The organism is Paenibacillus sp. 1-18, assembly GCF_000520755.1.
GTDB lineage: Bacteria > Bacillota > Bacilli > Paenibacillales > Paenibacillaceae > Paenibacillus > Paenibacillus brasilensis.
In genome coordinates this window covers 12,762-28,875 of sequence record NZ_ASSB01000293.1, presented here as the reverse complement: position 1 = coordinate 28,875, position 16,114 = coordinate 12,762, and the positions used below count along the sequence as shown (strand labels likewise).

Annotated in this window: 15 protein-coding genes; 14 read left to right on the top strand and 1 reads right to left on the bottom strand. The window is 46.7% G+C overall.

What is annotated here, in order from left to right; translation table 11 throughout:
- Nucleotides 1-63 precede the first annotated feature (63 nt).
- The 6 genes from L693_RS0118345 (at nt 64) to L693_RS0118315 (ending at nt 7,794) form a co-directional block, all read left to right on the top strand.
- Nucleotides 64-711, top strand: a complete 648-nt coding sequence (locus tag L693_RS0118345; protein ID WP_025718889.1) for a tetratricopeptide repeat protein — start codon at nt 64-66, stop codon at nt 709-711.
- A gap of 157 nt (nt 712-868) precedes the next feature.
- On the top strand, nt 869-3,736 hold the full coding sequence (dinG, locus tag L693_RS0118340; protein WP_025718888.1) for an ATP-dependent DNA helicase DinG: 2,868 nt from the start codon (nt 869-871) through the stop codon (nt 3,734-3,736).
- A gap of 45 nt (nt 3,737-3,781) precedes the next feature.
- On the top strand, nt 3,782-4,435 hold the full coding sequence (locus tag L693_RS0118335; RefSeq protein ID WP_025718887.1) for a redox-sensing transcriptional repressor Rex: 654 nt from the start codon (nt 3,782-3,784) through the stop codon (nt 4,433-4,435).
- A complete protein-coding gene (locus L693_RS0118330; RefSeq protein ID WP_025718884.1) occupies nt 4,422-5,723 on the top strand; it encodes an amidohydrolase in 1,302 nt (433 codons plus the stop codon). Before L693_RS0118335 ends, L693_RS0118330 begins: the two co-directional genes overlap by 14 nt.
- Before the next feature lie 37 nt (nt 5,724-5,760).
- Entirely contained in the window at nt 5,761-6,285 is a 525-nt protein-coding gene (locus L693_RS0118325; protein ID WP_025718882.1) for a cell wall elongation regulator TseB-like domain-containing protein, read from the top strand.
- 726 nt (nt 6,286-7,011) lie between these two features.
- Nucleotides 7,012-7,794, top strand: coding sequence for a (S)-acetoin forming diacetyl reductase (locus L693_RS0118315; protein WP_197029999.1), 783 nt, complete (start codon nt 7,012-7,014; stop codon nt 7,792-7,794).
- A 287-nt stretch (nt 7,795-8,081) separates the two neighbouring features.
- On the opposite strand, the gene L693_RS30125 is transcribed toward L693_RS0118315, so the two are convergent.
- Entirely contained in the window at nt 8,082-8,255 is a 174-nt protein-coding gene (locus L693_RS30125) for a hypothetical protein (protein ID WP_155983872.1), read from the bottom strand.
- A 187-nt stretch (nt 8,256-8,442) separates the two neighbouring features.
- Between L693_RS30125 and L693_RS0118305 the strand changes: the two genes are divergently transcribed.
- The 8 genes from L693_RS0118305 (at nt 8,443) to L693_RS0118270 (ending at nt 16,102) form a co-directional block, all read left to right on the top strand.
- On the top strand, nt 8,443-8,976 hold the full coding sequence (locus L693_RS0118305; protein ID WP_025718879.1) for a hypothetical protein: 534 nt from the start codon (nt 8,443-8,445) through the stop codon (nt 8,974-8,976).
- Nucleotides 8,969-10,471 (top strand): AAA family ATPase, encoded by a 1,503-nt coding sequence (locus tag L693_RS0118300; protein ID WP_025718878.1) that lies wholly within the window; start codon nt 8,969-8,971, stop codon nt 10,469-10,471. The genes L693_RS0118305 and L693_RS0118300 overlap by 8 nt, the downstream gene beginning before the upstream one ends.
- 136 nt (nt 10,472-10,607) lie before the next feature.
- A complete protein-coding gene (locus tag L693_RS0118295; RefSeq protein ID WP_025718877.1) occupies nt 10,608-11,480 on the top strand; it encodes a 3-hydroxyacyl-CoA dehydrogenase family protein in 873 nt (290 codons plus the stop codon).
- Nucleotides 11,477-12,673, top strand: coding sequence for an acetate/propionate family kinase (locus L693_RS0118290; protein ID WP_025718876.1), 1,197 nt, complete (start codon nt 11,477-11,479; stop codon nt 12,671-12,673). The genes L693_RS0118295 and L693_RS0118290 overlap by 4 nt, the downstream gene beginning before the upstream one ends.
- A gap of 130 nt (nt 12,674-12,803) precedes the next feature.
- Nucleotides 12,804-14,099, top strand: a complete 1,296-nt coding sequence (gene asnS / locus L693_RS0118285) for an asparagine--tRNA ligase (RefSeq protein ID WP_025718875.1) — start codon at nt 12,804-12,806, stop codon at nt 14,097-14,099.
- Between the two features lie 3 nt (nt 14,100-14,102).
- Complete coding sequence (locus L693_RS0118280; protein ID WP_049825213.1) at nt 14,103-14,831, top strand: DnaD domain-containing protein; 729 nt, start codon at nt 14,103-14,105, stop codon at nt 14,829-14,831.
- A gap of 234 nt (nt 14,832-15,065) precedes the next feature.
- Nucleotides 15,066-15,635, top strand: a complete 570-nt coding sequence (locus tag L693_RS0118275) for an RNA polymerase sigma factor (protein WP_307498755.1) — start codon at nt 15,066-15,068, stop codon at nt 15,633-15,635.
- On the top strand, nt 15,632-16,102 hold the full coding sequence (locus L693_RS0118270) for a hypothetical protein (protein WP_025718871.1): 471 nt from the start codon (nt 15,632-15,634) through the stop codon (nt 16,100-16,102). Before L693_RS0118275 ends, L693_RS0118270 begins: the two co-directional genes overlap by 4 nt.
- Nucleotides 16,103-16,114 lie beyond the last annotated feature (12 nt).

Here is a 16,114-nt window from a genome sequence, read left to right as displayed (position 1 = left end):
AACACGTCCTTTAGGCGAAGAATGTGAGTGTATTACTCCATCTTTCGTAAGGGCGGGATGCACATGTTCCAGCATGTATTCGCAGAAATGAACAGCATGTTAGATGATATCGTGAAGCATTACCCATCAGCCCAAGGTTCTCGCAAGCAGGAGCTGCTGCAGCATTGGAGTTTGCTGCGGAAAATGAGTGACAGAATTATGGATGAATGGCTGGCCTTTGAGGAAAAAATGGTTTGCCTGCGAGCGGCCGGCTTTTCCGCAGAGTCCGACATTTCTGACGCAGAGCTTTCTGAAAAGGAACTGCCTGAAAAAGAGCTGCTGGCTTATAATCGGGGACAAGGGTATTACCAACTGCTTATGTACCCTGAGGCCATTCAGCAGTTTGAACAGGTATTACAGCATTTTCCGAACAGCTGGCAAAGTCGTATGTATTTAGGGATGGCGCATTTTCAACTGGAGGATACAGCGGAGGCTGTACGCCATTTTCAAAAGGTGCTGCACCTGACAGAGCAGCCAGGACTCAAGGCGGCCATCTATAATGCGCTGGGCTGTCTGATGGCCAAACAGGCTGATGTAGAGGCAGCGCAAAAATGTTTTGCTCGCGCGCACCAGCTCGATCCTGCAATGCCCGAGCCGCTGCACAATATGGAAGCCTGTTTGTCCGGTACCAAAATGCTTCGCTACGACAGCTCGATGATGCCCTGGATGTAGTTGTCAGACACCGGGTAAGACGATGCATGCCCACCTCCTCAGGCGGCGTATGCATCGTCTTTTTTGGCTGTCTTAATTTCCAAAAAGGCGATATTCTGCTATGCTGTTATACGGAGTTATTATTTTTGTATGTGTCAAAAGAAAGGATTTAGCCCGAATGAAATTTGCGGTATTGGATTTTGAAACGACAGGCACCCAGTCCGCGGATGACATCATTCAAGTCGGACTTGCAATTATAGATCATGATAACAGCATTTCCCGTCTTTACGGTTCTTATGTGAACCCTGGCAGACCTATTCCGCCTTTTATTACCGGGTTGACCGGAATTACAGACGATGACGTCAAGGATGCTCCAGCACTTGAAGAGATGATGATGGAGCTTGTACCTATGCTGGATGATGTTGTGCTGGTCGGTCATAATGTGGCATTTGATTTTAATTTTTTGCAAAACGCTTTAGATCGGTGTGGATATCTGCCGTTTAGCGGTAGAATTTTGGACACAATGGATTTTCTGAAAATCATGTTTCCATCGCTTTCCTCCTATCAGCTGGGATTTGTATCTTCTGAGTTCGGGCTGGCTCATGACCGTCCCCATCAAGCAGACAGCGACGCGTTGGCTACGGCCGAGGTGTTTTTAAAGTGTGTGGGAGAGCTTCAAGCCTTGCCTTTAATCACGATACAGCGGCTCAGTGATTTGTTCGCAGAGGAAGAAAGTGATCTTGGATGGTTTCTTGACGGGGTACGTGAAGAGAAAGAGCTTGATCCCATTCAGGATTTGGAGGGGCATCAGTTTTATCGCCAGCTTGCACTAAAGGTGGAAGATTGGACAGAGCTAGCTACTCCACGCAGAGAAGATGATCCAAATCCGCTGTCGGGTGTTTCCTTTGATAAATACATGGATGATGTGCGAGATCATTTACGTTCATCCTTGAGCCAATACGAGGAGCGCGAAGCGCAGGTACAGATGATAGAGGATGTAAATCAGGCGCTGAGTGAAGACAAGCATTTGCTGATCGAGGCGGGTACAGGGACAGGCAAGTCTCTGGGTTATTTGCTTCCATCACTGTATCACAGTGTAAAATATGGTCAGCGAGTCACAGTAAGTACGCATACAATCAACCTGCAGGAGCAATTGCGTGAGCGCGATATTCCGATGCTGACGAAGGTGATTCCGTTCCCGTTCCGGGCTGCCATTTTTAAGGGGCGGGGGCATTATTTGTGTCTGCGCAAGTTTGAACATAAAATAAACAGAAGAGACTTCGCAACACCCAAGGAAGACTTAATTACAGCTGCCCAGATGATCGTCTGGCTGACACTCACGGAAACTGGTGATGATGAAGAATTGAATCTGAGCAACCGTGGCGGAGATTTTTGGGAAACAGTGGCAAGTGATTCCGAGTCCTGTCTTGGCCGTTCATGCCCGTGGTTCCGTAAATGCTTTTATCATCGTGCACGTCATGAGGCCGGAACAGCGGATGTGGTTATAACGAATCACTCCAAGCTGTTTACGGATGTCAAGGCTAGTCATCAGCTATTGCCAAGCTATGAGCATCTGGTCATTGATGAAGCACACCATCTGGAGGAAGTTGCTGGTAAGCATCTGGGCATGCATATGAAATATTTCACACTCGTTCATACGCTGACCCGGCTGTTCAAAGACAGCAAGAATGGACAGCTGCCTTCATTGCGTCAGCAGTTGGTAAAGTCCGGTCATGAGAAGTCAGCAGATTGGGCTTCGATCATCGACCAGGTATATCCACTTGTGCTGGAGGTCAAAGAGACATGGGATTTGTTAAGCGACAAGCTATTTGGTATGCTGCCGGAGCGAAGTGATGCGACACCGGGTGAAACGGGGCAGTTTTCTTCCCGTCTCAAGCCGTCGGCCAAGCCTGCCAAGTGGGATCAAGCGGCTGCGCTGGAAAATCAGCTAAATGTTACGCTAAGCGAAATTTTGCGCAAGGGCGATAAGCTGATGCTGGACGTAAAGGAAGAACATGACGATTATGCGGCTGACAGCCTCATTACCGATATCACGGGACTGCTCAAGGATTTGGCGGGTGTGAAGGAAAATTTGCGCTTCTTTATGCGTCTTGATGATGAAACGACCGTCTACTGGCTTGAGGCAAGCGGGCAATTTCGCAGTAAATCACTGCAATTTTATGCAGTGCCTGTAGATGTGAGCCGCCAGCTGAAAGAAATGTTTTTTGACAAAAAAAGAAGCATTATTCTGACCTCAGCTACCTTATCGGTAGATAAGTCGTTTCAGTACATGACCGATCAGCTCGGTTTGCAGGAAGCTGCAGAAGAGGGGCGGCTTATGACTTCGCAGCTCCCGTCGCCCTTTAACTACAGGGATCAGGTGTTGCTGGTCATTCCCCGGGATTTCCCGAGTGTAAAGGGAAGTGTTGGAGATGCACATTTTGTAAATATGCTCGTTAGCTCGCTAGGCTCGACTGCTCAGGCGACCGGGGGGAGAATGCTCGTTTTATTTACCTCGTACCGGATGCTCCGGCAGGTGTACGAGCCACTCAAAGAGGCATTATCTTCCAGTGATATCACTGTGCTGGGACAGGGTGTAGACAGTGGGAGCCGCAGCAAGCTGACCCGGCGTTTTCAGGAGGCCAAAGCTTCTGTATTGCTGGGAACCAGCAGCTTCTGGGAAGGTGTCGATATTCCAGGCAAGGCGCTGACTTGCTTGGCAATTGTCCGGCTGCCGTTTCAACCGCCAAATCACCCGTTGCTGGAGGCGAAAAGCGAGCTGCTTCAGCAGCAAAAGAAAAATCCATTTATGAAGCTGTCTGTTCCACAGGCGGTCATTCGCTTTAAACAGGGATTTGGGCGTTTGGTACGTACAGCGAGCGACCACGGGGTCGTCATCGTATACGATACACGTGTAATCGAATCCTATTACGGAAAGCACTTTTTGTACTCGTTACCGGGACCAAAAATGGAGCATATGCCGACGGAGCAAATGGTGCCCCGCATCTCTGAATGGCTCCAATCCGCCCCGGAGACTGAGGCATAATGGACGGATACTTAAACATGTCCGTTACAATTAGGGGGAGCAAGTATGAAATCAGATAAAATTTCAGAGGCAGTTGTGCGGAGGTTACCCGTATATTTACGTTATCTGAATGCACTGCACAAAAGGGAGGTGGCCACGGTCTCTTCCCAGGAGCTGGGACAAAGACTGAACTTGAATCCGGCTCAAATTCGCAAGGATCTTGCATATTTTGGAGATTTTGGCCGAAAGGGTATCGGTTATGATGTTACTTATCTTATTGAAAAAATACGTCATATTCTGAAAATTGATCAGCAAATCAACGTCGTATTGGTCGGAGCTGGTAATCTGGGTCAAGCGCTTTCGAATTATAATGCTTACTTAAAAGATAATATGAAAATTGTAGCGGTATTTGATGCGGTTCCAGAGAAGACGGGGACGATGATCAATACGTTGATCGTTCAGCCAATGGATCAATTGGAAGCGACCATAAAAGAAAAAAATATTCGGATCGGGATTATTACCGTACCGGATTTCGAAGCGCAACACGTGGCTGACAAACTTATTGAGAGTGGTATTGAAGCGATCTTGAACTTTGCACCGATCATTCTGAAAACCCCGGACAACATCCGGGTACATACCACAGATTTTACAACCGATTTGCTTAGCCTCGCTTATTATTTAGAGGATGGAAAGGAAGAATTGCAATATGACGGTGAATAAATGGATAATTAAAAACGGCTCCTTTGCCGTAAACGGACCGGAAGTCGGAGTAATCCATGGCTATATGATTGTGGAGGATAGCCGGATTACTTACATTGGCGAGACTTTGCCTGCGGGAGAGGAAGAGACAGACGCTTTTGACGGTAAAGGCTTGCTCTTTTTGCCAGGTCTGATTAACACTCATGGTCATGCGGCGATGTCATTGCTGCGTGGGTATGGTGATGATTTGGCACTTCAAGTATGGCTTCAGGAGAAAATGTGGCCGATGGAAGCTAAGTTCACATCTTCAGATGTGTACTGGGGTACTTCCTTGTCTGTGCTGGAAATGCTGAAAGGCGGTACGACGACCTTCCTGGACATGTATGATCATATGGATGAGGTGGCTCGTATAGCTGAAGAATCAGGCATTCGTGCGAGTCTGATGCGTGGGGCGATTGGATTATGCTCTGAGGAGGAGCAGCGAATCAAGCTGGCTGAGGCTGTGACTTTTGCACGTAACTGGCATGGTAAGGCAGATGGTCGTATTACAACGATGATGTCTCCGCATGCGCCTTACACATGCCCGCCTGCGTTTATCGAAAAATTTGTACAGGCTGCGCATGATTTGGATTTACCGCTGCACACACACATGTCCGAGACTCTTGCAGAAGTTGAGCAAAACGTACGTGATTATGGCTTGCGTCCAGTTGCACATTTGGATAAGCTCGGCTTTTTCTCCCGTCCTTCACTTGTTGCTCATGCCGTTCATTTGAACGATGAAGAAATAGCTTTGCTGGCTGAACGTGGTGTAGCGATTTCGCATAATCCGGGCAGCAACCTTAAGCTGGCAAGTGGTGTAGCAAGAGTGCCTGAACTGCTGCGTGCAGGGGTTACTGTTTCCCTCGGAACAGATGGTCCTGCCAGCAATAATAATCTGGATATGTTTGAGGAAATGCGTCTGGCTGCGCTCATTCACAAGGGAGTATCCGGTGATCCTACGGCAGTTCCTGCGAGTGAAGCGCTGCGTCTGGCAACAGAATACGGCGCGAAGTCGATTGGTTTAAAAGAGGTAGGAGTACTGGCAGCAGGCAACAAGGCTGACTTTATCGCATTAGATCTGAATCAGGCGCACTTCTTGCCGCGTACAGACCTCATTTCCCATGCCGTATACTCCGCAAGCGCCAAAGATGTGGCTCATGTGTGGGTTGATGGTCGTCAGGTCGTGAAAAACGGTGAGTGCCTGACTATGGACGAGGAACGTATCAAACATGAGGCACAAGCCGCCTTTGAAGGGCTGCTGTCGCGCTAATTCAGGTGTCACATCCCCTTAGAGAGGAAGCACAGGTTTGAAAAATAAGAAAAAATGGATAGCGGTCGCCGTTTTGGCCGTGATACTGATCCTGGTCAGCATGTTCTGGTATTATTCTTATGTTACGCAAGACCAGGTGGCTGAGAGAAATGCCGCTATCATAAAGGCCAAGCAATCGGGTGGTCTGGTCAGCACGACTCGTACATGGAAGTCAGTATGGAGTCAGGTATATTGGGTAGTTCAAGGGAAAAATGCCCAAAATGAAAATATAATGGTGTGGGTTCCCTTTCAAAAAGTGGAGGGACAGCCTAATGTACCTGCCGCAGATAATAGCGGTATCCATACCGAGCTATTGAAAAACGGAGTCGACGAGGAAAAAATGAAGGCAATCATTCAGCAGCAGCTTCCAGATGCAGAGATTGTGAGTCTCCAGCCGAGTGTGTTCAATGGCGAATATGTTTGGCAGCTGTTTTACAATGATGGAAGTCATCATAACTATACCTTTTACCGTTTCTCAGATGGGGGATCGACGGGGGTAAAGTATACATTGCCTAACTACTAGAGTGATGTGGGGAGTGGCTGATGATGGTTTGAAGGGGTAGGAGTGCCTGGGAGCGCTGCGTAGTCCATTTGATCTTACGATCGCTGTTGCCGCCGGATTTTTTTCGATTAGATTCTTATGGGGAAAATCCGGCGGCAAAGGCGAACGCTCCGCTTCTTCAGATTCAAATGGCCCACTCAGATGGCTGACCGCCATGGAGTCACTCCAAACACCAGGGAGTTGAGGTAGGAGGGAACGGACGCCGCGCTTATCTCCGTTTTGGGTTTTACATCTGTCAATCTTGTTCCCGGATTTCTCCTCTGACATAGGCTTATTCGAGAAATCTGGAGGCGGCCGATGGAAAGCATCATCCCCTGCGGAGTGGCGCAAAAGGTAACTTTTAAACTCCGTTTATATATCTTGGAATGATTGAAAGTTAAAAAAAAGACGTAAATACGATGAATTCGTATTTACGTCTTTTTGATTTTATGTTTGATTAGGATTTATCATAGCATAACTATTTGAGTATAAAACCGTATCCGCCTGTGCAGTACCTTCATATGTAATTTTAAAAGTTTGGATTACATGTTGTTCATTTACCTTAAACAGGTATAAAGTGAAGTCTATTACATATCTCATAATGTTTTTTTCCTAAAAATGGTTCAATTATAGATATTGACTAACGTAAGCCATAATTTCGTGGCTATGTTATCATGACTACTTATACGCAAAAGGAGATTCATGAACATGGGAAAAATGGATGGGAAAGTTGCATTGGTAACAGGTGGAGGTCAAGGGATTGGTCGGGCTATCGCTTTACGGCTGAGTCAAGATGGCTTTGCCGTTGCAGTCGTGGATTTAAATGAAAGTACAGCTCAAAGTGTTGCTCGAGAGATCGCAAAGGCAGGAGGGCACTCGCTTGCGCTTAAAGTTGATGTCTCCGTCCGGGATCAGGTTTTCGCCGCCGTACAGGAGACAGCTGAGAAACTCGGTGGCTTTGATGTTATCGTGAATAATGCTGGGATTGCTCCTTCCAAGCTATTGGATGATGTTACGCTGGCTGATTTTGACAAGCTGTTTCACATTAATGTGACCAGTGTATTGTGGGGCATGCAGGCGGCCACAGCCAAATTTAGAGAGTTGGGTCATGGTGGTAAAATCATTAATGCCTCTTCCCAGGCAGGTCATGTCGGTAATGCCAATCTAGGTATTTACTCTGCAACTAAGTTTGCCGTTCGAGCGCTAACACAAACCGCGGCTCAGGAATATGCACAATATGGAATTACGGTTAACGCCTACTGCCCTGGCATTGTACAAACTCCGATGTGGAGCGGAATTGATAAAGAAATTACGGCCTCTAAAGGTGAAGCTATAGGCGATGCTACCAAGGAATTCGGCAGCAAAATTGCTCTGGGTCGTCTCTCAATACCGGAAGATGTATCAGCCTTCGTGTCCTTCCTGGCAGGCCCGGATTCCGATTACATGACAGGACAATCCCCTCTGATCGACGGTGGCATGATGTTTCTATAAAGGACTATGTTGTTAGCGATGAGGTAATAAAACTTTATATATATGCAGCGTAGGTGCTACATGCAAATTTTTGTTATAGCCAAGTTGCTTATAGAAGTATGAGTAACAGAAAGAACGCAAAGAAAGCCGAAGTAGTGAAATAAATCTAGACACCAGAAGCAATAAGGAAAAGACGTAAATACGATGAAATTCGTATTTACGTCTTTTTTGCTACGCCGCAAAGCTAGGCTGAAAGCCAGCGAAGCATCCTTACTTAGCTAACTTTCCTGCTAAGGCAAAATTCATCTTTATGGCGGGCAGTAGCGGAGTGGAGGATTTGAATCTGGAGAAGCGGAGCGTTCGCCTTTGCCGCCGGATTTTCCCCATAAGAATCTAATCGAAAAAAATCCGGCGGCAACAGCGATCGTAAGATCAAATCCTACACGCAGCGTCTCCCACCCATAACCAATGATTTTGCCCAACCCCAACTCCCCCACACATTGCCTTCGATATTCGATATACGTTATGATATACTATATTCCTAAGTGATAGACAAATATGATAGAAAAAGGCTTGCTGTTTTGCAGCAAGGTCAAGATCATAAGTCTGTTTGTTGTAGACATTCGTCCCGTTTCTTCTTTGTTTTACATTTTGAGAGGAGGATGTTATTTGAAATTGCGTGCAGTTCCTATCGTTGTTGCGGCAGTTTTGGCAGCATCGCTGCTGTTTGGAGGATGGTTCATTTACCGTCAGGTTACAATGCAAAGTCCTCTGGAAAAATTGGTTTCTCAATATCCCGGCGTGACAAGCGCTCAAATAGATATTAAACCGGAACAGGTTGTATTGAAACTGGATCTCAAACCACAGGCAGATGTGGCCGGACTAGTCGATGCAGTTAAACAAAAAGGGCAGTCCATCATTGGTAGCCGCACCATTAAGCTCGACATCGAAGATCATTCCAATTCAGCACTGAATCAATGGTGGTCTGAGGCTATGTTTCCCGTAGCGGAAGCGATGGAAAATAAAAAATATACTCAAATTTCATCTACTGTGGAGCAGATGAAAAAGAAAAAGACGGGCATCCAGGCTGATACCGATATGGATTCAAACAATGTCTATATCCGACTCAGCGAAGGTAAAGCGACCAAGTTTATCGTTTTGCCACGTCAATCTCAGCAAATGGGGGTATGGCCTAATGCCTAGATGGATCAAGGAAGCACTAATCGGCATTGTGCCGGTAACGATCATATTTCTCATCTTTATCGGGGTGAATATTGTCCCACTGCTGATCGCAGGTATAATGCTCAGCGGCTTGTTAATGCTCATGCATGCGCGCGGTGGCTTGGCTGTAGGTGCCGGGCAAGAGCGTAAACGTAAAAAAAATGGCCCGGACAAGCTGACTTTTGAAGAGATCGGCGGGCAGGAAAGCGCCAAGCAGGAGCTGCGAGAGGCGCTGGACTTTTTGAATCGACATGATGAAATCTCAAAATTTGGCATTCGTCCCTTAAAAGGCGTTTTGCTCACAGGTCCTCCGGGAACCGGGAAAACGCTGATGGCGAAGGCAGCCGCACATTATACCAATTCTGTATTTGTTGCCGCCTCAGGCAGTGAGTTTGTTGAAATGTACGTTGGTGTGGGTGCAGGTCGTGTCCGTGAGCTATTTCGTGAGGCTCGTACTCGTGCAGCCAAGGAAAAGAAGGAAAATGCGATTATTTTTATTGATGAAATTGATGTGATTGGCGGTAAGCGTGAGGGTGGACAGCAACGTGAATATGATCAGACTTTGAACCAGCTGCTGACAGAAATGGATGGTATTTATTCAGCTGATACTCCACGTATTTTGCTTATTGCGGCTACAAACCGTAAAGAAATGCTGGATAGCGCTTTAACACGTCCGGGACGCTTTGACCGTCATATTCAAGTGGATTTGCCTGATAAAAAGGGCCGTCTTCATATTCTGAAAATTCATGCTAAAAACAAACCGATTCAGGAAAATACGAATCTGGACAAAATTGCTGAAGAATCCTATGGTTTTTCAGGCGCACAGCTGGAAAGCGTCATGAATGAAGCGGCAATCTATGCGATGAGACAGGAAGAGAAGATGATTGCCCAAAAACATCTGTCGATGGCCATCGACAAGGTAATGATGGGCGAGAAAACAGACCGTGAATCCACGTTGGAAGAGAAAAAACGTGTAGCCATTCATGAGCTGGGACATGCTATTATGGCCGAAATCGTTCGTCCCGGCAGTGTGAGCCAGGTAGCGCTTAGCCCACGTGGGAAAGCGCTCGGCTATGTGCGACATAATCCACAGCAAGAGCATTATCTATATACCAAGCAGTTCCTGGAGGAGCAGATTATGATTTCCCTCGCTGGGGCTGCAGCAGAAGAAATGTACTATGGCGGTCGAAGTACAGGCTCAAGTAATGATTTTGAGCAGGCACTGAATATCGTTCACACGATGATGACTTCCGGGTTGACGTCACTTGGCATTATTAATATGGATATGGTTACAAAAGAGGAACTTATGCGTGAAAATGGCCAGATTATGGATGGGATGCATACCCGAACTTTGGAGCTGCTTGAAAAGCATCGTCCCGTGTTCGACAACTCTCTTGACATCCTGATGAAGGAAGAAACATTGTCCGGAGACCAATTTAGATGTCAATTTAGTGAAAATGCTTTATTACCAGCATAATTTTTTATGCTGGTTATTTTTTTTTACTTTTAGTCCGTGCTAAGATATTATTATCTATTGGGACATAAACATGTATTTTTCGACAAAGAAGGATACAATATATGAGAGTGACCAGGAAAGGGTGGAGTTAAGAACCATGCAATTTAAAAAAATCGGCGTCATCGGCGGCGGCACCATGGGCCAAGGTATTTCTGAAATGCTCGCGTCCAAAGGAATCGATGTGCTGCTGGTAGAGCAGACACCAGAGAAACTAGACTACGCCTATAATATGATTGAAACGAGTCTGGACAAACAATTGGAAAAGTGGGCCATCACACAAGCGGAGAAAAAGTTGATTTTATCCCGCATTCAAAAAGTATCCCATTTGGCGGAGCTTGGCAGCTGTGATATGGTCATTGAGACGATTACAGAAAACCTGGACGAAAAGAAAGCTGTTTTCGAAGAGCTGGACTATGTGTGTCCAAGCAACATTATCCTTGCAAGTAATACATCCACGCTTAGTCTGACCGAGCTTGCCAGCTCGACCAAGTACCCAGAGCGTGTTATTGGCATGCACTTTATTTATCCGGTATCCCGCATTGATCTTGTGGAAATTATTCGTGGATTGAAAACTTCTGATGAGACGTTTGAAAGCACAAAACTGTTTGTTGAAGAAATAGTAGAGAAAAAAGGGGTTATGATTTATGAATCCCCAGGCTTCGTAACAAGCCGTATCATTTGCTTGCTGATCAATGAAGCGGCACACGTGCTTCAAGAGGGTGTAGCTTCGGCTGAAGATATCGACGATGCTATGCGAATCGGTTACAGCTTCCAAAACGGTCCTTTGGAAATGGCCGACCGCTTTGGTCTGGATTCCGTTTTGGCTGCTCTGGAGCGCATGTTCCGTGAATTTGGTGAGTTAAAATATCGTCCGTCCATCGTCCTGAAGAAAATGGTGCGTGCAGGTAATCTGGGTGTAAAATCGGGCGAAGGTTTCTTTAAGTACGACAAGGATGGTGACCGGATATGAAAATTCTCGTAATCAATGCAGGAAGTTCTTCCCTGAAATATCAACTGTATGATATGACGGATGAGTCCGTTTTGGCAAAAGGTTTGGTAGAGCGTATCGGTATGGACTCCTCCATCCTGACGCATAAGCCAACAGGCAAAGAAGAATATACTGAGGTTAGCGAAATTCTGGAGCATACCACAGCGGTCCGTAAAGTGCTCAATGCACTTACAGATGCGGAGCATGGTGTGATTTCCAGCGTTAGCGAAATTGAGGCTGTAGGCCATCGCGTGGTTCATGGAGGCGAAATCTTCAAGCAGTCAGCGCTGATAACGCCTGAAGCGAAGAGTGAAATCCGTCGCTTATTCGACCTTGCGCCGCTGCATAACCCGCCTTCCATGATGGGGATTAGAGCCGCAGAAGCGAATATGCCGGATGTGCCGCAGGCTGTAATATTTGATACCTCGTTCCACCAAACCATGCCTGAGAAAGCATATATGTACGCCATTCCACGAGTGTTGTACAATAAGTACAAGGTACGTCGTTACGGCGCACATGGTACTTCTCATGATTTTGTTAGTAAGGAAGCTGCCAAATTCCTGGGTCGTCCTCTGGAAGATTTGAAGATCATTACTTGTCATATCGGTAATGGCGGTAGTATAACAGCAGTTCAAGGCGGTCTGTCCGTAGATACTTCCATGGGTATGACTCCACTGGAAGGCCTTATGATGGGTACACGTAGTGGTGATTTGGACCCTGCAATCGTGCCTTATGTTATGAACAAAGAAGAACTGACGGTCAATGAAGTGAACTCCATGCTTAACAAGCACAGTGGACTTTTAGCTATTTCCGGTATCAGCAGTGATATGCGTGAAGTCACAGAAGGTATGGAAAAAGGCGAAGCTAATTCTACATTGGCATTCGAAATGTATGAATACCGTCTGCGTAAATACATTGGCTCCTATGCTGCGGCAATGAACGGGGTAGACGTGATTGTATTTACAGCAGGTGTAGGCGAGAATTCCGTCGTGCTGCGTAAGAGAGTGTTGGAGCAACTGACATTCCTCGGTATCGAGCTGGATGATTCGCTTAACGCTATTCGTTCTGGTGAGCCTCGCCGGATTACAACGGCAAACTCCAAGGTAGAAGTATTAGTTATTCCAACGAACGAAGAACTGGTTATTGCCCGTGACACGTTCCGTTTGGTACAATAGTTCAACCGGAAAAAATTAAATTTTATGCATACAGTGTTCTTACTTCAGTCTGTATGTATCAACAGTTGAGAACAAACAGCCTGACCCTTGGGAAGGGCTGTTTGATTTTCGGTTAAGAGGAGAGACGGTCATGACGAATAAAAGTACGATTGCCCAAGTGGGTCGCCATGTAGGGGAAACGGTTACAATCGGCGCTTGGGTAAATAATAAACGATCTAGCGGTAAAATCCAGTTCCTGCAATTGCGCGATGGCAGCGGATATATTCAAGGGGTTATCGTGAAAAGCGAAGTGTCCGAGGACATTTGGAATGATGCCAAATCCTTGACGCAGGAAAGCTCCCTGTATGTGACTGGAATCGTGCGTGAGGAACCGCGTAGTCAATCAGGTTTTGAATTAACGGTTACAGGTATTGAAATTATTCATCTGACTGAAAACTACCCGATTACACCAAAAGAGCACGGGGTAGATTTCCTGATGGATCATCGTCACTTGTGGCTGCGCTCCGCCAAGCAACGTGCTGTTCTGATCGTACGGGCGGAAATCATCCGTGCTGTTCAGGAATTTTTTAATGGCAACGGCTTTACGAAGGTGGACCCGCCGGTTTTGACGCCTTCTTCCGCAGAAGGTACAACAGAGTTGTTCCACATCAAATATTTTGACGAAGATGCCTATTTGACACAAAGCGGGCAATTGTATATGGAAGCGGCAGCAATGGCTCTGGGTAAGGTATATTCCTTTGGTCCAACTTTCCGTGCGGAAAAGTCCAAAACACGTCGCCACCTGATCGAGTTCTGGATGATTGAGCCGGAAATGGCTTTTGTCGATCATGAGGAATCATTGCGCATCCAGGAGCAGTTTGTAAGTCATATCGTACAGTCTGTTCTGAAAAATTGTGCGAAGGAACTTGAAACGATTGGACGCGATGTTTCGAAGCTGGAGCAAATTCAAGGGGAATTCCCACGCATAACGTATGATGAAGCAATTACTTTCCTTCAAGGCGAAGGATTCGATATTCCTTGGGGTGAAGACTTTGGTGCTCCTCATGAAACGGCAATTGCCGAGAGATACAACAAGCCTGTATTCATTACACATTGGCCGACTCACATTAAGGCATTTTATATGAAACCTGACCCAACTCGCCCAGAGGTTGTTCTGTGCGCCGATATGATCGCTCCTGAAGGCTACGGCGAAATTATTGGAGGTTCCCAACGGATAGATGATCCGGCCTTGATGGAAGAGCGCTTTAACGAGCATAACCTGACACGTGAAGCCTACCAATGGTATATGGATCTGCGTACCTATGGTAGCGTTCCGCATTCCGGTTTTGGACTGGGACTGGAGCGTACAGTAGCATGGATTTGCGGGCTCGATCATGTACGTGAAACGATTCCGTTCCCACGTATGCTGTATCGTCTGTATCCGTAACCGATGACCGGATCATTCGACAAAACATCTGCGGCAGAATGGGCGGAGGGAGTAGCCTTTGCGATGGAAGCCGGAATGGTCCAGATTCCCTACGCCCTGCTCAAGCATTATCGGACGCTTCGACTGACAGATGGTGAAATGCTCCTGCTGATGCAGTTACTTGCTTTTAAACAGGCGGAACGTAATGAATTTCCGACATGGGAGCAATTACAGGCTCGTATCGGATGCACTGCGAACGAAATCGCGCTCTATTTCAGTAAGCTTATGAAAGAAGGCTTTCTGCGGATTGATTCTGCGGAGGACCGCAGCTCTTCCGTACAATTTGAACGTTACAACTTGACGGGACTGTACCGTAAGCTGGCGGAATGTATGATTGCCGAGCGTACGGAGCCAAACGATGAAGACGAATTTTTGTTTGGTGGGAAACCGGAAATTCAGAATGGAATAACGGAATCTACGACTACAGAAGAACGAAATTTGTTCATGATTTTTGAAAAAGAATTTGGTCGACCGCTATCTCCGATGGAATACGAGACGATTAACAGTTGGATGGATCAGGATCGTTATCCCGAAGAGCTGATTTTGTTGGCTTTGAAGGAAGCGGTGTTTGCAGGAAAGGTGCACTTCCGTTATATTGACCGCATATTGCTGGAGTGGAGTCGAAACCGTGTACGCAATGCCCAGGATGCAAAAGAATACGCCCAGCGATTCCGTGGTGGCGGACGCAGCTAAAGCATCGGTCTGTGCGTTGTAGGCAGTAGTTTTGGTACTAAAGCTCTTACCCTGAGATGGCTATGTCACGGATATCTCGGGGATATCGCCTGTGCACATCAAAACAAGCAGAAAATGAAGCGAGCAAGCAGACTTTAATGATAGAGGACACACCGCTCCGATTGGAGGGTGTGTCCTTTTTAAATATATTTTTTTGAAATATGCAGGGGGAGGAAATTCCCTGACGTCTATAGTATTGGGAAGGGGGAGAGCATCATTGATATAGAGAGAATCATTGAGCGAATCCGGTCTGGTGATCGGCAGGCGTTCCGTGAGATCGTAGAACTGTACAGCAAGCATGTTTTTCATATAGCCTATTCGGTATTGCATGACAGTAAGGAAGCGGAAGATGCCGCGCAGGAAGCGTTCGTTCAGGTGTATAAGTCTCTCCCCCAGTACCGGAACGAAGGTTTCAAAACGTGGCTGAGTCGAATTGCGCTCCACAAAGCGCTGGATATCAAGCGCAAACAGGACAGGCGTCCCACAGAGCTCGTAGACATCGCACAAACCCTTGTACAGTTCCCTTCCCGGGATGAGGATATACTGTCACGCCTGATCCGTGAGGAACGCAATGTGGAACTCTCGGAAAAAATCGCCCAGCTGCCACAGCAGCATCGGGATATTATTCGAGCCTATTATATGCAGGGAAAAACCTATGACCAAATTGCGGATGAGACGCAGGTCGCTTTAAAAACGGTAGAGTCCAGACTTTATCGGGCACGACAGTGGATTCGAAATCACTGGAAGGAGGAGGAATGGCAATGACTGAACAACAGGATAAACCGTGGGTGGAAGGGCAGTTGAAGGACTGGCACGCTTATATAACAGGAACTTGCACGTTAGAAGAGACTGCGCGGCTGGAAAAGCTTTTACTGGAAGACGGACAGGCACTGGATGCATATCTTGCTGCACTGGAGCAGTTGGAACCGACTTTAAAAGATCATGCTGCCCAGATAGATACGGAGCGATTCACAGATCAGGTCATGGCCGCACTCCCCGATATAGATGGAGAAGTGAGTCAAGTTATTTTCAAAAGGCGTCGCTGGTTTGAAACCCCTGTATTTCACTATGTTATAGCGGCAAGCCTAACCTTGATCCTGCTGTCCAGTGGAGCTTTTGATAAAATGATGCTGCAAAATAACGGCAAGCCGCTTCCTCCAAAAGAACGCGTTTCTTACAGTGAAGAGGTCATGCGAGCCACGACAACCTGGCTTGACAAATTTAAGCCTTAAGATGGATTCGTA